At 61.0% G+C, this 15274-nt stretch carries 12 protein-coding genes and 1 pseudogene; 6 read left to right on the top strand and 7 right to left on the bottom strand.

Annotated elements, in window-relative coordinates; genetic code table 11:
• Positions 1 to 554: 554 nt before the first annotated feature.
• Together BW33_RS30290 and BW33_RS23405 are read right to left on the bottom strand one after the other, a co-directional pair.
• Positions 555 to 840, bottom strand: a pseudogene (locus tag BW33_RS30290) (DUF6124 family protein); the annotation flags it as partial.
• Between the two features lie 384 nt (positions 841 to 1224).
• Positions 1225 to 2193: a LysR family transcriptional regulator gene (locus tag BW33_RS23405; RefSeq protein WP_047601478.1), complete on the bottom strand. Its 969-nt coding sequence runs from the start codon at positions 2191 to 2193 to the stop codon at positions 1225 to 1227.
• A 283-nt stretch (positions 2194 to 2476) separates the two neighbouring features.
• Between BW33_RS23405 and BW33_RS23400 the strand changes: the two genes are divergently transcribed.
• The 4 genes from BW33_RS23400 to BW33_RS23385 all read left to right on the top strand — a co-directional run bounded on the left by BW33_RS23400 (position 2477) and on the right by BW33_RS23385 (position 7419).
• Positions 2477 to 3976, top strand: a complete 1500-nt coding sequence (locus BW33_RS23400; RefSeq protein WP_047601475.1) for an efflux transporter outer membrane subunit — start codon at positions 2477 to 2479, stop codon at positions 3974 to 3976.
• Between the two features lie 171 nt (positions 3977 to 4147).
• Positions 4148 to 6340: an FUSC family protein gene (locus BW33_RS23395; RefSeq protein ID WP_047601472.1), complete on the top strand. Its 2193-nt coding sequence runs from the start codon at positions 4148 to 4150 to the stop codon at positions 6338 to 6340.
• On the top strand, positions 6330 to 6530 hold the full coding sequence (locus BW33_RS23390; protein ID WP_015096751.1) for a DUF1656 domain-containing protein: 201 nt from the start codon (positions 6330 to 6332) through the stop codon (positions 6528 to 6530). The genes BW33_RS23395 and BW33_RS23390 overlap by 11 nt, the downstream gene beginning before the upstream one ends.
• 25 nt (positions 6531 to 6555) lie before the next feature.
• A complete protein-coding gene (locus BW33_RS23385; RefSeq protein ID WP_047601469.1) occupies positions 6556 to 7419 on the top strand; it encodes an efflux RND transporter periplasmic adaptor subunit in 864 nt (287 codons plus the stop codon).
• Positions 7420 to 7463: 44 nt separating this feature from the next.
• Here the strand turns inward: BW33_RS23385 and BW33_RS23380 are convergent, their stop codons facing one another.
• A complete protein-coding gene (locus tag BW33_RS23380) occupies positions 7464 to 7862 on the bottom strand; it encodes a DUF4440 domain-containing protein (protein ID WP_047601468.1) in 399 nt (132 codons plus the stop codon).
• Positions 7859 to 9229: an MFS transporter gene (locus tag BW33_RS23375; RefSeq protein WP_047601466.1), complete on the bottom strand. Its 1371-nt coding sequence runs from the start codon at positions 9227 to 9229 to the stop codon at positions 7859 to 7861. The genes BW33_RS23380 and BW33_RS23375 overlap by 4 nt, the downstream gene beginning before the upstream one ends.
• A gap of 109 nt (positions 9230 to 9338) precedes the next feature.
• On the opposite strand from BW33_RS23375, the gene BW33_RS23370 reads away from it, so the two are divergent.
• Positions 9339 to 10220 carry a LysR family transcriptional regulator gene (locus BW33_RS23370; RefSeq protein ID WP_047601464.1) on the top strand — a complete coding sequence of 294 codons (882 nt, stop codon included), beginning with the start codon at positions 9339 to 9341 and terminating at the stop codon, positions 10218 to 10220.
• 299 nt (positions 10221 to 10519) lie between these two features.
• Here the strand turns inward: BW33_RS23370 and BW33_RS29670 are convergent, their stop codons facing one another.
• From BW33_RS29670 to BW33_RS23355, 3 genes are all read right to left on the bottom strand, one after another.
• Positions 10520 to 10675, bottom strand: coding sequence for a hypothetical protein (locus BW33_RS29670; RefSeq protein WP_177327521.1), 156 nt, complete (start codon positions 10673 to 10675; stop codon positions 10520 to 10522).
• Between the two features lie 237 nt (positions 10676 to 10912).
• Positions 10913 to 11737 carry an SDR family oxidoreductase gene (locus BW33_RS23360; RefSeq protein WP_047601461.1) on the bottom strand — a complete coding sequence of 275 codons (825 nt, stop codon included), beginning with the start codon at positions 11735 to 11737 and terminating at the stop codon, positions 10913 to 10915.
• A 35-nt stretch (positions 11738 to 11772) separates the two neighbouring features.
• Complete coding sequence (locus BW33_RS23355; protein WP_047601459.1) at positions 11773 to 12237, bottom strand: hypothetical protein; 465 nt, start codon at positions 12235 to 12237, stop codon at positions 11773 to 11775.
• A gap of 188 nt (positions 12238 to 12425) precedes the next feature.
• Here BW33_RS23355 and BW33_RS23350 point away from each other — a divergent pair, with 188 nt between their 5' ends.
• Positions 12426 to 15203: an RHS repeat domain-containing protein gene (locus BW33_RS23350; RefSeq protein ID WP_052032743.1), complete on the top strand. Its 2778-nt coding sequence runs from the start codon at positions 12426 to 12428 to the stop codon at positions 15201 to 15203.
• The last annotated feature ends 71 nt before the right edge of the window (positions 15204 to 15274 follow it).

The raw sequence follows: 15274 nt of genomic DNA, 5'->3' as shown, positions 1-15274 counted from the left end.
CCAACTGACTGCCCCCATCCAACTGTAGGAGCGAGCCTGCTCGCGAAGACGGCCTGCCAGCCGACCAATCTCCAACTGACTGCCCCCATCCAATTGTAGGAGCGAGCCTGCCCGCGAAGGCGGCCTGACAGCCGACCAATCTCCAACTGACTGCCCCCATCCAATTGTAGGAGCGAGCCTGCCCGCGAAGGCGGCCTGACAGCCGACCAATCTCCAACTAACTGCCCCATTCCCACTGTAGGAGTGAGCCTGCTCGCGAAGACGGCCTGACAGCCGACCAATCTCCAACTAACTGCCCCCATTCCACTGTAGGAGCGAGCCTGCTCGCGAAGACGGCCTGCCAGCCGACCAATCTCCAACTGACTGCCCCCATCCAATTGTAGGAGCGAGCCTGCCCGCGAAGGCGGCCTGCCAGCCGACCAATCTCCAACTGACTGCCCCCATTCCACTGTAGGAGTGAGCCTGCTCGCGAAAGCGGTGGGGCAGGCACCATAAATATTGAATGCGCTGGCGCCTTCGCGAGCAGGCTCCCACGGGGGGATTGGTTGTGTTGGAGACTGCGAAATTTCGTGGTTATCCAGCACCCGACTCACCGCCAGCTCAGCCAGCATGATGCTCGCCGAGGCCAGTGATTCGCAGGCGTGAACCATCAGGCTTTCGTTGTCCATGTCGGGAGGACCTGGAACATGCTGCTGGGTTTGTGGAGTCTCACAGCAGCAGCGGAAGGTTTCAGGTAGTGGTCGAGAGCGCGTTCGGTGGCGTCGTGGGTTTTTTTGAATCGAGGGATTCGTAGGGGGAAGTGCTTTCCGCTTGGGGCGGATTGGGTGAAGGCTTAATCATGGCAAAGATCCTTTTGACGAAATGGAACTGCCACTTTTCGTTTTCCAGGCGAAGTGGGTGGCAGCTGTACGCAGGCTGGAAAAACCGGCAAAGGATCAAACCCGGCAGACCCGAAGGTCTCCCTCGTACAGCCGCCATAACTAAAACACCGGCGCTGAAAAAGCGCGGCATTATGTCATGTGCTTTGACCCTTCGGGTTTTCCAGACCCGGTCGCCGATGTTTCAGCAACCGAACCAGCCTATTCACCCCACTTCCGAGCGACGACCGTCAAATCACCGCTTCTGTAGGAGCTGCCGTAGGCTGCGATCTTTTGATTTTTAAACATCAAGGGCAAAAGATCGCAGCCTGCGGCAGCTCCTACAGGTTTGGCGATGTGTTGAAGATCAGTTGGCGACGCGGGCTCCGGCGAGGTTGCCGCTTAACTCGTAGGCGGCCAGTTCCGCCTGATGCGCCGCTAATATCTCCGGCAGTGACCCGCGCAAGTACTCGACCCAGGTCTTGATCTTCGCGTCCAGGTATTGCCGCGAGGGGTAGATCGCGTACAGGTTGAGTTCCTGCGAGCGGTAGTTCGGCATCATCCGCACCAGCGTGCCGTTGCGCAGGCCTTCGATGGCGGCGTAGACCGGCAGGACGCCGACGCCCATGCCGCTGATGATTGCGGCTTTCATCGCGTCGGCGGAGTTCACCAGGAACGGCGAGCTGTTGATGGTGACCATTTCCTGGCCGTCCGGGCCGTTGAAGGCCCATTTTTCCAGGGGGATCACCGGGCTGACGAGGCGCAGGCAGGCGTGGTTCAGCAGGTCGCTGGGTTTTTGCGCGCAGCCGTTGGCTTTCACATAGGCCGGGGAGGCGCAGACGATGCTGTAGGTGATGCCCAGGCGTTGCGAGACGAAGCCCGAGTCCGGCAGTTCGCTGGCCAGCACGATGGACACGTCGTAGCCCTCGTCGAGCAGGTCCGGCACGCGGTTGGCCATGGTCAGGTCGAAGGTCACGTCCGGGTGGGTCTTGCGGTAGCGGGCGATGGCGTCGATCACGAAGTGCTGGCCGATGCCGGTCATGGTGTGCACTTTCAACTGGCCGGCGGGGCGGGCGTGGGCTTGGCTGGCCTCGGCTTCGGCTTCTTCGACATAGGCCAGGATCTGCTCGCAGCGCAGCAGGTAGCGCTTGCCGGCCTCGGTCAGGGCGATGCGCCGGGTCGTGCGATTGAGCAGGCGGGTTTGCAGGTGGGCTTCCAGGTTGGAGACCGCGCGCGAGACGTTGGCCGTGGTGGTGTCGAGTTGCACGGCGGCGGCGGTGAAGCTGCCGGCTTCGGCCACACAACTGAAGGCGCGCATGTTTTGCAATGTGTCCATGGGGTGCTCTCAAGGGAGATGGCAAATTGTGACACGAAGTTTCAGGGTCTGAGACCCCCGACCAAGGGATTATCTCGTTAACGGTAACAAAGATTCACAGGAATCCCAGCTTATCGCCACCAAGGCGCCCACCTAGAATTGCGCCGTTCCCTGTAGGAGCTGCCGAAGGCTGCGATCTTTTGATTTTGTTTTAAGGGAATCAAGATCAAAAGATCGCAGCCTTCGGCAGCGCCTACAGAAGGGAACACGCCCCCGCCTTATCCTCTTTCAGGAATTCGCAGCTGTGCCGCGTCGCATCAACAGAGCGCTTTTGCCGCTCAGTGTTCTGGCTTTTACCCTGGGTCTCAGCGGCTGCATCTCAACGCAAGGAATTGCCCCGCATAGCAAGGCATTGGAAGCCGACGCACTGGCCACTGACGACGCCATCGCCCACGCCGCCCGTGACGCACACTGGCCCACCGCACAATGGTGGCAAGCCTATGGCGACCCGCAACTCAATCGCTGGATCGACCTCGCCGTGCAGGGCAGCCCGACCATAGCCATGGCCGCTGCGCGGGTGCGTCAGGCCAAGGCACTGGCCGGTGTCGCCGAGGCCGCCGAGTCGTTGCAGATCAATGGCGAGTCAACGCTAAAGCGTCACAACTGGCCGACCGACCAGTTCTACGGCCCGGGCGAGCTGGCCAACACCACCACCTGGGACAACAACGCCGCGCTGGGTTTCAGTTATGCCCTCGACCTCTGGGGCCGTGAAAGCAATGCCAGCGAACGCGCGGTGGATCTGGCGCACATGAGTGCCGCCGAAGCGCGGTTGGCACAGCTGGAATTGCAGAACAATATCGTGCGCGCCTACATCGAGCTGTCGCTGCATTACGCCCAGCGCGATATCGTCGCCGCGACCCTCAAGCAGCAACAGCAGATTCTCGATCTGGCGCAGAAACGTCTGAATGGCGGCATCGGCACGCACTTCGAAGTCAGTCAGGCCGAAACGCCGTTGCCGGAAACCCATCGGCAACTGGATGCGCTGGACGAAGAAATCGCCCTCAGCCGTAACCAGATCGCCGCGCTGGCCGGTAAAGGCCCGGGCGCCGGCGCGCAGTTGCAGCGGCCGACTTTGACGCTGGGTGCTGCGTTGAAACTGCCGTCGGCACTGCCCGCCGAGTTGCTCGGTCAGCGCCCGGACGTGGTTGCCAGTCGCTGGCAAGTGGCGGCGCAGGCACGCGGCATCGACGTGGCGCACGCCGGGTTTTATCCCAACGTCGATCTGGTCGGCAGCCTCGGCTACATGGCCACCGGCGGCGGGGCGCTGGAGTTTTTGACTGGCAAGAAGCTCAACTACAACGTTGGCCCGGCGATCTCGCTGCCGATCTTCGACGGGGGGCGTTTGCGCAGCGAACTGGGTGAAGCGTCCGCCGGGTATGACATCGCCGTGGCGCATTACAACCAGACGCTGGTCAATGCACTGAAGAACATCTCCGACCAGTTGATCCGCCGCGAGTCGATGGACAAGCAGCAAGCCTTCGCCGCCGAGTCGGTGGCCACCGCGCAGAAGACCTACGACATTGCGATGATCGCCTATCAGCGTGGCCTCACCGATTACCTCAACGTGCTCAATGCGCAGACCTTGCTGTTCAAGCAACAGCAGGTGCAGCAGCAGGTGCAGGCGGCGCGCTTGAGTGCGCATGCCGAGCTGGTGACGGCGCTGGGTGGCGGCCTCGGGGCAGGCAATGACGTGCCCACTGCCGAACAAACAGCAGCCCCGAAAACCCCGGCCCTCCTGCGGTGAACACAGTCCCGACGGTATGCGCAAACCTGTGGCGAGGGAGCTTGCTCCCGCTGGGCTGCGCAGCAGCCCCAAAAATCTTGTGAGCGCTGTGCACTCAAGCGGGAGCAAGCTCCCTCGCCACAGGAATTGCGTGATCCACAGACTTTCTCTTCATTTATTGAGCAAGACCAAATGACTCCCTTGCCCGCACCTCTACGCTGGCTCTACTCCCTGGAATGGCGTCGGGGTTTGTTTGACTGGGCGCGCAGCGATGGCGTGACCTGGGTGTATATCTTCAAGGTATTGCTCGCCGCGTTCCTCACGTTGTGGCTGGCGATGCGCCTGGAGTTGCCGCAACCGCGTACGGCGATGATCACCGTGTTCATCGTCATGCAGCCGCAGAGCGGCCATGTGTTCGCCAAGAGTTTCTATCGTTTCCTTGGCACCCTGGCCGGGTCGGCGATGATGGTCACGCTGATCTCGCTGTTCGCGCAGAACACTGAGTTGTTCCTCGGATCGCTGGCGATCTGGGTCGGCATCTGCTCGGCCGGTGCGGCGCGTTGCCGTAACTTCCGCGCCTACGGTTTTGTCCTCGCCGGCTACACCGCCGCGATGGTCGGTCTGCCGGCGCTGGCGCATCCGGACGGTGCGTTCATGGCCGCCGTCTGGCGGGTGCTGGAGATCTCGCTGGGGATTCTCTGCTCGACGGTGGTCAGCGCCGCGATCCTGCCGCAAACCGCCAGCGCAGCAATGCGCAACGCGCTGTATCAGCGCTTCGGGGTGTTCGCGTTGTTCGTCACCGACGGCCTGCGCGGACGCAGCAAAGCCGACGCCTTCGAGACCAACAACGTGCGTTTCATCGCCGAAGCCGTGGGCCTGGAAGGATTGCGCAGCGTCACCGTGTTCGAAGACCCGCACATGCGCCGGCGCAACGGTCGCCTCAGCCGTTTGAACAGCGAGTTCATGGGCATTACCACGCGCTTCAACGCTCTGCATCAGTTGCTCGAACGCTTGCGCGTGAATGACGAAGAACACGTGGTGGCTGCGATCAGGCCGGGCCTGCAGGATCTGGCAGAAGTGCTCGACGGCTTCAGTGGCCGCGCTCTGACCAGCCCGGACGCCGCTCGCCTGGCGACGGCACTGGCAAGCTACAAGGGGGGCCTGCCGACGCGGGTGCGCAGTCTGCGTGCAGCCTTTCAGGAGACTGACCCCAGCGATGCCGAGCAACTGGATTTCCACACTGCATACGAGCTGCTCTATCGCTTCGTCGACGACCTGCACAGTTATGCACAGACCCACGCTTCGCTGGCCGATCACCGCCACGAGCGTGAGCGCTGGGACGAGCCGTTCACCCCGCAAACCAACTGGTGGGCCGCTGCGGCGTCGGGGATTCGCGCCTCGTTTATCCTGATTGTGCTCGGTAGTTACTGGGTCGCCACCGCGTGGCCGAGCGGCGCAACCATGACCCTGATTGCCGCCGCGACCGTGGGCCTGTCCGCCGCCACGCCGAACCCGAAACGCATGGCGTTCCAGATGGCCTGCGGGACTTTCCTCGGGGCGCTGATCGGCTTCGTCGAGATGTTTTTCATCTTCCCGTGGATCGATGGTTTTCCGCTGCTGTGCGTGATGCTTGCGCCAGTGATCGTGCTCGGCTCGTTTCTCTCTTCGCGACCGCAATACGCAGGTGTGGGCCTGGGGTTGTTGATCTTCTTCAGCACCGGTTCGGTGCCGGACAACCTGACCATCTACAACCCCTACACCTTCATCAACGACTACATCGCCATGGTCATGGGCATGCTGGTGTGTGCCGCTGCCGGCGCGATCATTCTGCCGCCGAACAGCCGCTGGTTGTGGAAGCGCCTGGAGCAGGATCTGCGCGAGCAAGTGGTCTATGCGATCAGCGGCAAACTCAAAGGCCTGGCATCGAGTTTCGAGAGTCGTACCCGCGACCTGCTGCATCAGGCATACGGCCTCGCTGCCGGTCAGCCGACGGTGCAGAAGAACCTGTTGCGCTGGATGTTCGTGGTGCTCGAAGTCGGCCACGCGATCATCGAGTTGCGCAAGGAACAGGCGATCCTCCCGGTGCACCCGGCGTATGCCGAATCGCAGCCGTGGCGGCAGGCGATCCGCGTGATGGGCCGGGCGCTGGTGCGGCTGTTTCTGCAACCGAACCCGAGCAATCTGGAGCGCGCACTGGTGGCGGTAGATCACGCGATCAGTCGGGTCGCCGCGACTGACGAGCCCTTCGCGCCGCACTTCGATACCTCCGCGTTACGCCGGGTGAAAAGCTATCTGCACTTCATCCGCACCTCGTTGCTCGACCCGCAATCACCACTTGCTGCCTATGCCGTTGCCAAGCCCGAAGGACTTGCCCATGCCTCGTGAAATTGCCTTCCACGGCGTGTACATGCCGACCATGACCCTGATGTTTTTTATCGCTGCGGCGCTCGCCTGGGCCTTGGACCGGTTCCTCTCGGGGTTCGACCTGTACCGCTTTTTCTGGCACCCGGCGTTGCTGCGCCTGAGCCTGTTTACCTGTCTGTTCGGCGCGATGGCGCTGACTGTTTACCGTTGATTCTCTACCTCTGAAGAAGGCCCTGATGAAAAAGTTTTTCAGCCTGCTCGCGACCCTGCTGGTGCTGGCCCTGGCGCTATGGATCGGCCGCACGTTGTGGGAGCACTACATGAACACCCCGTGGACCCGCGACGGTCGGGTGCGGGCGGACATCATCAACGTCGCCGCCGACGTTACCGGGGAAGTGGTCGACGTACCGGTGCGCGACAACCAGTTGGTGAAGAAGGGCGACCTGCTGATGCAGATCGACCCTGAACACTACCGTCTCGCCGTGAAGCAGGCGCAGTCGCTGGTGGCGTCGCGCAAGGCGACCTGGGAGATGCGCAAGGTCAACGCGCACCGCCGCGCCGACCTCGACAATCTGGTGGTCTCCAAGGAAAACCGCGACGACGCCAGCAACATCGCCGACGCCGCGCAGGCCGACTATCAACACGCGCAAGCACAACTGGAAGCGGCCGAACTTAACCTCAAACGCACCGAAGTGCGCGCGGCAGTCGACGGCTACGTCACCAACCTCAACGTGCATCGCGGTGACTACGCGCGCATCGGCGAAGCGAAAATGGCCGTGGTCGACATGAACTCGTTCTGGGTCTACGGCTTCTTCGAAGAGACCAAATTGCCACACGTGCGTGTAGGCGATAAGGCCGACATGCAACTGATGAGCGGCGAAGTGTTGAAGGGCCACGTGGAGAGCATTTCTCGCGGCATCTACGACCGCGACAACCCGGAAAGCCGTGAGCTGATCGCCGACGTGAACCCGACGTTCAACTGGGTACGCCTGGCACAGCGGGTGCCGGTGCGCATTCACATCGATGAAGTGCCGGAGGGGGTGTTGTTGGCCGCGGGGATTACTTGCACGGTGGTGGTTAAGCAAGACGCTGTCGAGTAACCCTGTGGCGAGGGAGCAAGCTCCCTCGCCACAATGGGATTCCATCAGCCTTGGCAAAACGTCTCCTGCAAATGCCGCCACAGCACCCGCCCGGCCTCGCTCTTTTCAAACACCACCGTCGACTGGCGATCGGTGCGCAACCCGCTCGCATCGCTCTGTTGCTCGCGATAACTCAGCGTTGCGCCATTCGCATGCAATGCAATCCCGCGCAGCTCACTGAGCTCGATCCTGAACCCGGGCTTCTTCCCGCCTGCCGCTTGAAACAGCATGCGCAAGGCTTCGAAATCCAGTACCCGGCCCAGCGGCGTGACCATGGAAAAGTCCGCCGAGAACCGGCCCAGCAAGCGTGCAAGTTCGGCCGAATCCTGTTCGACGGCAAACCAGCGTTCGATGACCAGGTGGGCCTGGATCACTTCATCAAAATATTCGTTGTAGTCAATCATGTGGATTTTTCCTGCAGGGGAGGTGTGCTCAGCAGCGCGAGCACTTTGGAGGCGTCGAAGCGCAGCACGGCGATCATCGGCAGCAATGTGAGCAAGGCCGCCGCGAAAAAGCAGTATTGGAAACCGTGGCCGCCCAGTGCGCCCAACAGCGAGCTGAGCAGCGCCGCGCCGAAGCAGAAACCGAGCTGGCGATTGATGTTCCACAAGGCGCTGGAGTGGCCCATTTTTTCCGGTGCGATGCCGACAAACGCCAGGCTCTGCGCGGTCACGCTGCACAGGCTGCCGCCCAGTCCCATCAGGGCGTAGGCGATGATCAGCGGCGTGGCGGCGGGCTGCTCGATGCGCATCAGCAGGACAATCCCCAGGCACTGCAAAAGCATCCCGGCGATCAGTAACGGTTTGGGGCCGATGCGGTTGAAACTGCGTTTGCCAAGCATGATCGCCCCCCCCGATGCGGCCGCCCAGGACAGCATCAGCGCACCGGTCTGCGCCGCGCCGAAACCGAGGTCGTGCAGGTACAACACGGCAATCATGTTGGTGCCGGTAAACACCCCGGGCACGAACAGGTAGATCAACATCGCCAGGCGCAGCGACGGGCTCTTGATCAGTTGCAGGTCGAGCACCGCGTCGGGTTTGTGCCAGCCATCACGCAGGTACAGCCATAAGGTGATGGCGCCGAGCAGCAGAACGCCGCCCGCCAGATTTCGGGTCGCGGGCGCACTTGCCAGACTCACGGCAATCAGCAACAGACTCAGGGCTGTCACCGCCAGCAGCAACCCGCGTACATCCAGTGTCGGGCGTTCAGTGCCGGGTTGATCCGCTTGCAACCACAGCAGACCCAGGCCGAACGCGAGCAGCGCCAGTGGCATGTTCAGGTAGAAAATCCAGCGCCATGACAACGCCTCGACGATCAAGCCTCCCGCCGCCGGCGACAGGGCCGGGACCATCAGCGCGACCATCAGCACCACACCGGTCAGGTGCGCGCGTTGCGTCGCAGGATATTGCCGATAAGCCAGGGCCTGACCGATCGGCAGCAACAACCCACCGCCGAGCCCTTGCAGCAGGCGCCAGCCAATCAGGCCTTCAATCGACCCGGCCTGCGCCACCAGACCGGAAGCGATACCGAACAGCAGCAACGAGCCAAGAATCAACTGGCGCTCGCCCAGCCGCGCCGACAGCCACACGCTCAGCGGAATGACCAGCGTCAGTCCGAGCATGTAGGCATTGGTGATCCACGCCAATTGCGTCACCGAGGCCTGTAATTCCCGGGCGATGTCCGGGTAGGCAATGCTCGCGGCGAACATGTTCAGCAGGTCGAGGGCGAACCCGAACAGATACACCAGCGCAACTTTCGAGCGATAGGTCATGGCCGCTTCCCTGTGATGAGACGCGCAGGGTAGTGCGCTTCAGGCGTTAGGAAAACGCTGGTTTGCCTGCTAGTTTGTCAAAATGATTTTGACAGAGGGCGCACTGGATATGGTCAGCCTGGACCGTTTTGACACCTTCAAAGCCGTGGTCGAGGCCGGGTCGCTGACGGCCGCCGCCGATACCTTGGGCCAGACCCGCGCGGTGGTGAGCTTCAATCTCAAGCGCCTGGAAGAAGAGCTGGGCGTCACCTTGCTCACGCGCAACACCCGACAACTGGCCCTGACCGATGCCGGCGAGCGGTTCTATCGGCGCTGCCTGCGCACCCTCGACGAAGCGCGACTGGCGATCGAAGAAGCGCGCTCCGAGCATTCGCAACTCAAGGGCACGTTGCGCATCACCACCACCGTGGAATTTGCCCTGGCCCAGGTGGTGCCGGCGCTGGAGGTGTTTCGTCAGCAACAGCCGCAATTGAACATTCACTTGTCGACGTCCTCGACCCACGCCGATCTGATCTCCGAACGCTTCGACATGGCGATTCGTCTGGGCCGCATGCACGACTCCAATCTGCGCGCGGTGCAGTTGTCGACGTTCGAAGTGTTTGCGGTGGCGGCGCCGCAGCTGGTCGAGCGCTTTGCGCCGGTTGCCACGCTGGCGAGTTTGGAATCGATGCCGACGCTGGGCCATGGCCGCGTCCCGGGAATGACCGTGACCGACCCGCCCGGCCGTGAGCATGTCTACCAGCCAAAACCAGGGACCACCGCCATCGTCGCCGACAACTCGGCGACGCTCAGGGCGTTTGCGCTGACCGGGCAAGGCGTGGCGATTTTGCCGCAGTGGCTGATTCAGGAGGATCTGGAGGCGGGGCGATTGGTGCGGTTGCTGGCCGATCACCGCTTCGCTGCGCAAGGTGTTTATGCGCTGTATCCGGATACCCGGCATCTGCCGCTCAAGGTGCGGGCGTTTATTGATTTCATGAAGGGGTGGGGCTGAGGACCAGACTCGCGCCAATGTGAATCCGACATTCCACAGGGTAAGACTGGCGCAGTGAGCGCCGGTTTGGATTCACCTTCGGGGGCTTACGGCGGAAATTACTTGCCCGTTCGGGCAGACGCAGGGTGCGGTGGATAATTGAAATACCCAGTCGCTGCAATCGCGAGCAGGTTCAGTGCCGGCGCGTGCCTGCTCGCGCTACGGACGATCAATAGAACTTGTTGACCACTAGCAGACCGGACTCGATGAGTTCGTCAACCGACAATGCATCATCCTCCATGAGGCTGACGATCCGCTGGTCATTCGCGATTTTGGCGCCAGGTAATTTCAGTTCCGGTTGGCAACAGCGCTCGGGCGGTCAGTTTCGGCAGGGTGTCGTTGAGGGGCGCTTCTTGAGTGGAGCAGCCCGCCAGCCAGGTGAGCAATGCAAAAGGCAGTACGTTGAGAACTTTCAAAAGTTGTTCCTGATCTGAATTGAAGCGTACGAGCAGGGCTGGCGTCAGGCAGGCAAACAAGCAGCGACGTTTCCGGAAGGAAAGGTCGGGGGAGGGGGCGCAGTGTTCAGCAATTCCCTTGCTTTAGTGCATGCGCCAGCGATTCCATGCGCTATCCGGTTTGCTTGAAACATCGGGTGCTTCAAGTCTGGCGCATTTTACGTTGATCGGCTGATTTGGCAATTTCACCGAAGTGAATCAAAGCTGGCCGCGCAAGCCGAACCGCCTCATCAATGTCGACTCCAGCAACCCCTTGGGCAACAACGTCGCCAGCAACGGCAACGCCCTGCTGCCATTACCAATTCGGATCAATCTTGGCGGCGTGCCTTGCTGCACAGCCTTGAGCAATTCAGCCGCAAACTCACTGGCCGGCGTCGGTTTGTCCTGCGAAGCCTTGGCCCGCGCGCGAATTCCCTCACGCAACGGAAACCATGGTGACTGCTCGTTGATCAGTTGCTCGGCTTCGTGCCCGGCATTCTTGGCGAAGCTCGACTGAATTGCTCCCGGTTGCACTTCCATCACGCGAATGCCGAACGGCGCCAGCTCCATGCGCAACGCATCGCTCAGCGCATGCACCGCGGCTTTCGAAGCACAGTAGGCGCCAGCGAACGGCGTCACCAGAACTCCTGAGACACTGCCGATGTTCACCACCAGCCCCTTGGCCCGGCGCAGCATCGGGAACAGTGCACGAGTCACGCCGACAATCGAGAACACGTTGGTCTCGAACTGGCGCTGCATGGCCGGCACGCCGCCATCGAGCAGCGGGCCCATGGCGCCATATCCGGCGTTGTTGATCAGCACGTCGAGGCCGCCGTGTTGCTGGTTGATGCGCTCAGCGAGTTGTTCCAGCGCCACGCTGTCATTGACGTTCAGGGCGATTGCGGTGAACCCGGCAGCGGCGAGTGCCGCAACATCATCAGGCTTGCGCGCACTGGTCCAGACTTCGTAACCGGCGGCTTTGAACGCATCGGCGAGGGCGCGGCCAATGCCGCTGGAACAACCGGTAATCAACGCAACGGGCATGGCGCATTCCTTGTGCAAAAAAGTGGGGGAGGGGATCAGTCGGAAAAACTGCCCTGCAAGCGCTCGGCGCGAAATTCCAGGGTTTGCGGACGATAACCGGGGCGCAGCGGTGGCATGGGCAAGCAGTCTTCCCAGTTGCCGCCGGCCTGCAGTTCGCCGGGGCCACGATAACGCGGCGCGGTGTATTGGTTATCGGCCAGATTGACCGTGTCACCGGGCGCGTAGGCTGCGATGCGCCAGCGCAGCTCGGTCAGTGGCACGTCGTTGCCGTTTTTCATTTTCAGTTGCAGCGGCCGATCCGCCGGGCACTGTTCAGGCGCATAGACAATGCGCATCTCCAGACGCGCCAGTTGCTTGAGCTCGCGGTTGTCCAGCCACACCACCCAGACCGCGACCAATCCCAGACCAACGGCGGCTGCGACTGACACCGGCACAGCCTTGGCCGGATAGCGCAGCAACAGGATCAGCCAGGTGATGACCAGCAAAACACCGATGAACATGTTTGAACGCTCCTTGAACTCATGAGCACCATCCTACCGAAGGGGCGCGGGAATGGATATTCGCCAGGCAAAGCATCACACCATTGGTCGGAACTGTAATTTCTGACAGTAGGCATCCGGACTGTCGAGCAGTTTGATGTCTTCGCAGGGACGAAGTGGTGCTGTCATAAACACAGGGTAGGAGACAGATGGGAGTTCATCACAACACTCCGACGCTTTCGGCGAACGACCCTCGTGGGCTTTCAATTCGCACGGTTGACTATTGGCGCGATGATGGCGTCAGCGCCACTCAAAGCCGCATCCGCCGTACATTGCGCGACGTGGTCGGGCGTTCCGTTGTGCAGTGGGACCCGCGTTTGTGGGCACTGCAAATGTCCGACCCACTGACCCCGGCCAACCTGACCATGGTGTACTCGTTGAATAGCCAAGTGTTGCGCTCGGACAGCGTCGACGCTGGTACGCGGGTCGCGTTTTACGGTCTCGGTGCACAAGTGCTGCTTGACTGGGACAGCCTTGGAACCCGTCGTGAAGTGGAATATGACGTGTTGCTGCGACCGGTGGCGGTATTCGAAGAGGGTGTAGCGACGCCCCGAAGGTGCGTCGAGCGTTACAGATATGGCCAGCTCGGTGCCGGCGACGCGAGCAAAAATCAGCTCGGCCAATTAATACGTCATGACGATCCGGCGGGCAGCGTGTTGTTTGAAACCTTTGCGATCACCGGCCAATGCAGCGAAAACATTCGCCACTTTACCCTGGATCCCGCCTCCCCCGATTGGCCCGAGCGGATTGAAGACCGTGCACGGTTGCTTGAACCGGGCGAGGGTGCCACTAGCCGATGGCGCTTCGGCCCGCTTGCTCAAGTGCTCGAACAAGTCGACGCGCGAGATAACAGGCAGGGGGTTGAACTGACCGTCGACGGTCGCTTGCGTGCGGCACGTTTGCAGTTGAAGCTCCAGCCCGATAACCGGCCCACGGTCAGCGACATTCGTTACAACGCGGATGGCCAGGTCGAGCATGAGTTGGCGGGCAACGGCGTTCGTTCCTCGCTGACCTATCAGCCGCAGAGCGGTCGTCTCATCAGCCGCCGCACAACTGACGCCAGCGGCAATCTGCTGCAGCATCTGGTTTACACCTATGACCGGATGGGCAATGTGTTGAGCATCGAAGACGCGGCCCAGCCCATCCGTTACTTCGCCAATCAGCGTATTGACCCGATCAGCCGTTTCACCTACGACAGCCTCTATCAATTGAGTGAGGCCAGCGGTAGGGAAGCGGGGGCGAGTAACCAGGGGCCGACGTCGGTGAGTCGCGCTGATCCAGCGGCGTTCAGCAATTACCGGCAAACCTGTCGTTACGATGCCGGCGGCAATTTGCTCGAGTTGACGCATGTCGGCGCTCAAGCGCAAGGACGCCAATTCAAGACTGCCCGCTACAGCAATCGCGGCCTGCCGTGGCGCAATGGCGTGCCGCCGACTGAAGCGCAAATCGCAGCGGCTTATGACGCTCGTGGCAATTTGCTGGAGCTGGATCAAGGGCGATTTGCGCAGTGGGATCTGCGCAATCAGCTGCACCTGGTCAGCCCGGTGGAGCGCGCGAGCGAATCTGACGATCAGGAAACTTATCTGTACGCCGCCGGAGGACAACGTGTGCGCAAGATTCGGGCGTTGCAGACTAATGCGCGCACGGTGCTCAACGAGGTGCGCTACCTGCCGGGACTGGAGTTGCGTATCGACAGCGCTGGCGAGGTATTGCAGGTGGTTTCGGTACAGACCGGGCTTAACAGTGTTCATGTCATGCATTGGGAAGAACCGCCGCCGAGCGGCAATGACAGCTATCGGTACCATTTCTCCGATCACCTCGGGTCGACCAGTCTGGAACTGGGCGCAGACGCCCGGATCATCAGTCAGGAAACCTACTATCCATTCGGCGAGACGGCGTGGAGCAGTGAGTCCGAGGTCGGCTACCGTACGGTGCGTTATTCCGGCAAGGAACGTGATGCTACCGGGCTGTACTACTACGGTTATCGGTATTACATCCCGCGGTTGCAGCGCTGGATGAATCCGGACCCGGCGGGGGCAATTGATGGTTTGAATCTGTACAGGATGGTTCGTAATAATCCGATGAATTTGACCGACCCGAGCGGACTGAACGCAAAAGATAGAAGAGGCATTGTCGCGAGAATGTCTTCAGTTTTTTCACAAAACAGTCAACCTCAAACCTCCCTGCCTGCACGCCCTCCCATTCCTCCCAAACCTGTTGCCTTGAGGGCAGGATTTGCGGCGGCTCCAAAGTTACCACGTCGACCCTTTTCTCCCCCGGTTCCTGCAGCAGTGCCGGTGATTGCTCAGCCATTCCAGCCAGCCTCTACTCCGGTTGTCTGGCCCTCGAATTCAGGGGCGGCGGGTCCACTTCCGTCTTATGCCGCAGGCTCGATGACCATAGGGATGCATACGTTGCTTGTCGGTCAGAACAAGGGCGTTGTGGTTATGCGAGGTGACGATCGCGCACCCGAACAGATTCGTGCTGCGGGTGGTTTTTTCCCCAGGGACAATCGTGGCGCTCAAATCAAAGAAGAGTTCCGGCAAGCAGCGATTTCCAAGGGAATAAACACGCTCGCCAATGAGCACGTAAGAAGTCCGGTTCCCGGATTCATATCCACAGGTATGGACGAGGATTCCGGCGGATACGGTGATACGCGTAACTATCTTTATCGAATGGAAATTCCTGGGCTCCAGGAGCGTGAGGTCAATCAGCAAACATTAGGACTCGCAACGCCTCCCAAATCCATTCCCAAGGGCAGACTGGGTACAAGGATCTTGATGAGCGACGATACGCTGAACAACTCGGGTTTCGTGGCCATGATTCCGCCAATGACAGTGGAAATGACCTTCATTACACCGATCCCGAATGAGTACATTATTGCTTTCAGATCAGCGCGCAGTCACCAGTGGCAGCTGTTTCATTGAGGAAGATCAGCTAGTAAAAAAGCCCCCGCCCAACCCACTGCGGATAGGGGACGCAGCGGGCTGGACGGGGG

Source organism: Pseudomonas sp. RIT288 (assembly GCF_000631985.1).
Classification (GTDB): domain Bacteria; phylum Pseudomonadota; class Gammaproteobacteria; order Pseudomonadales; family Pseudomonadaceae; genus Aquipseudomonas.
The sequence above is the reverse complement of the archived record's forward strand: the minus strand, read 5'-3'. Positions and strand labels throughout refer to the sequence as shown.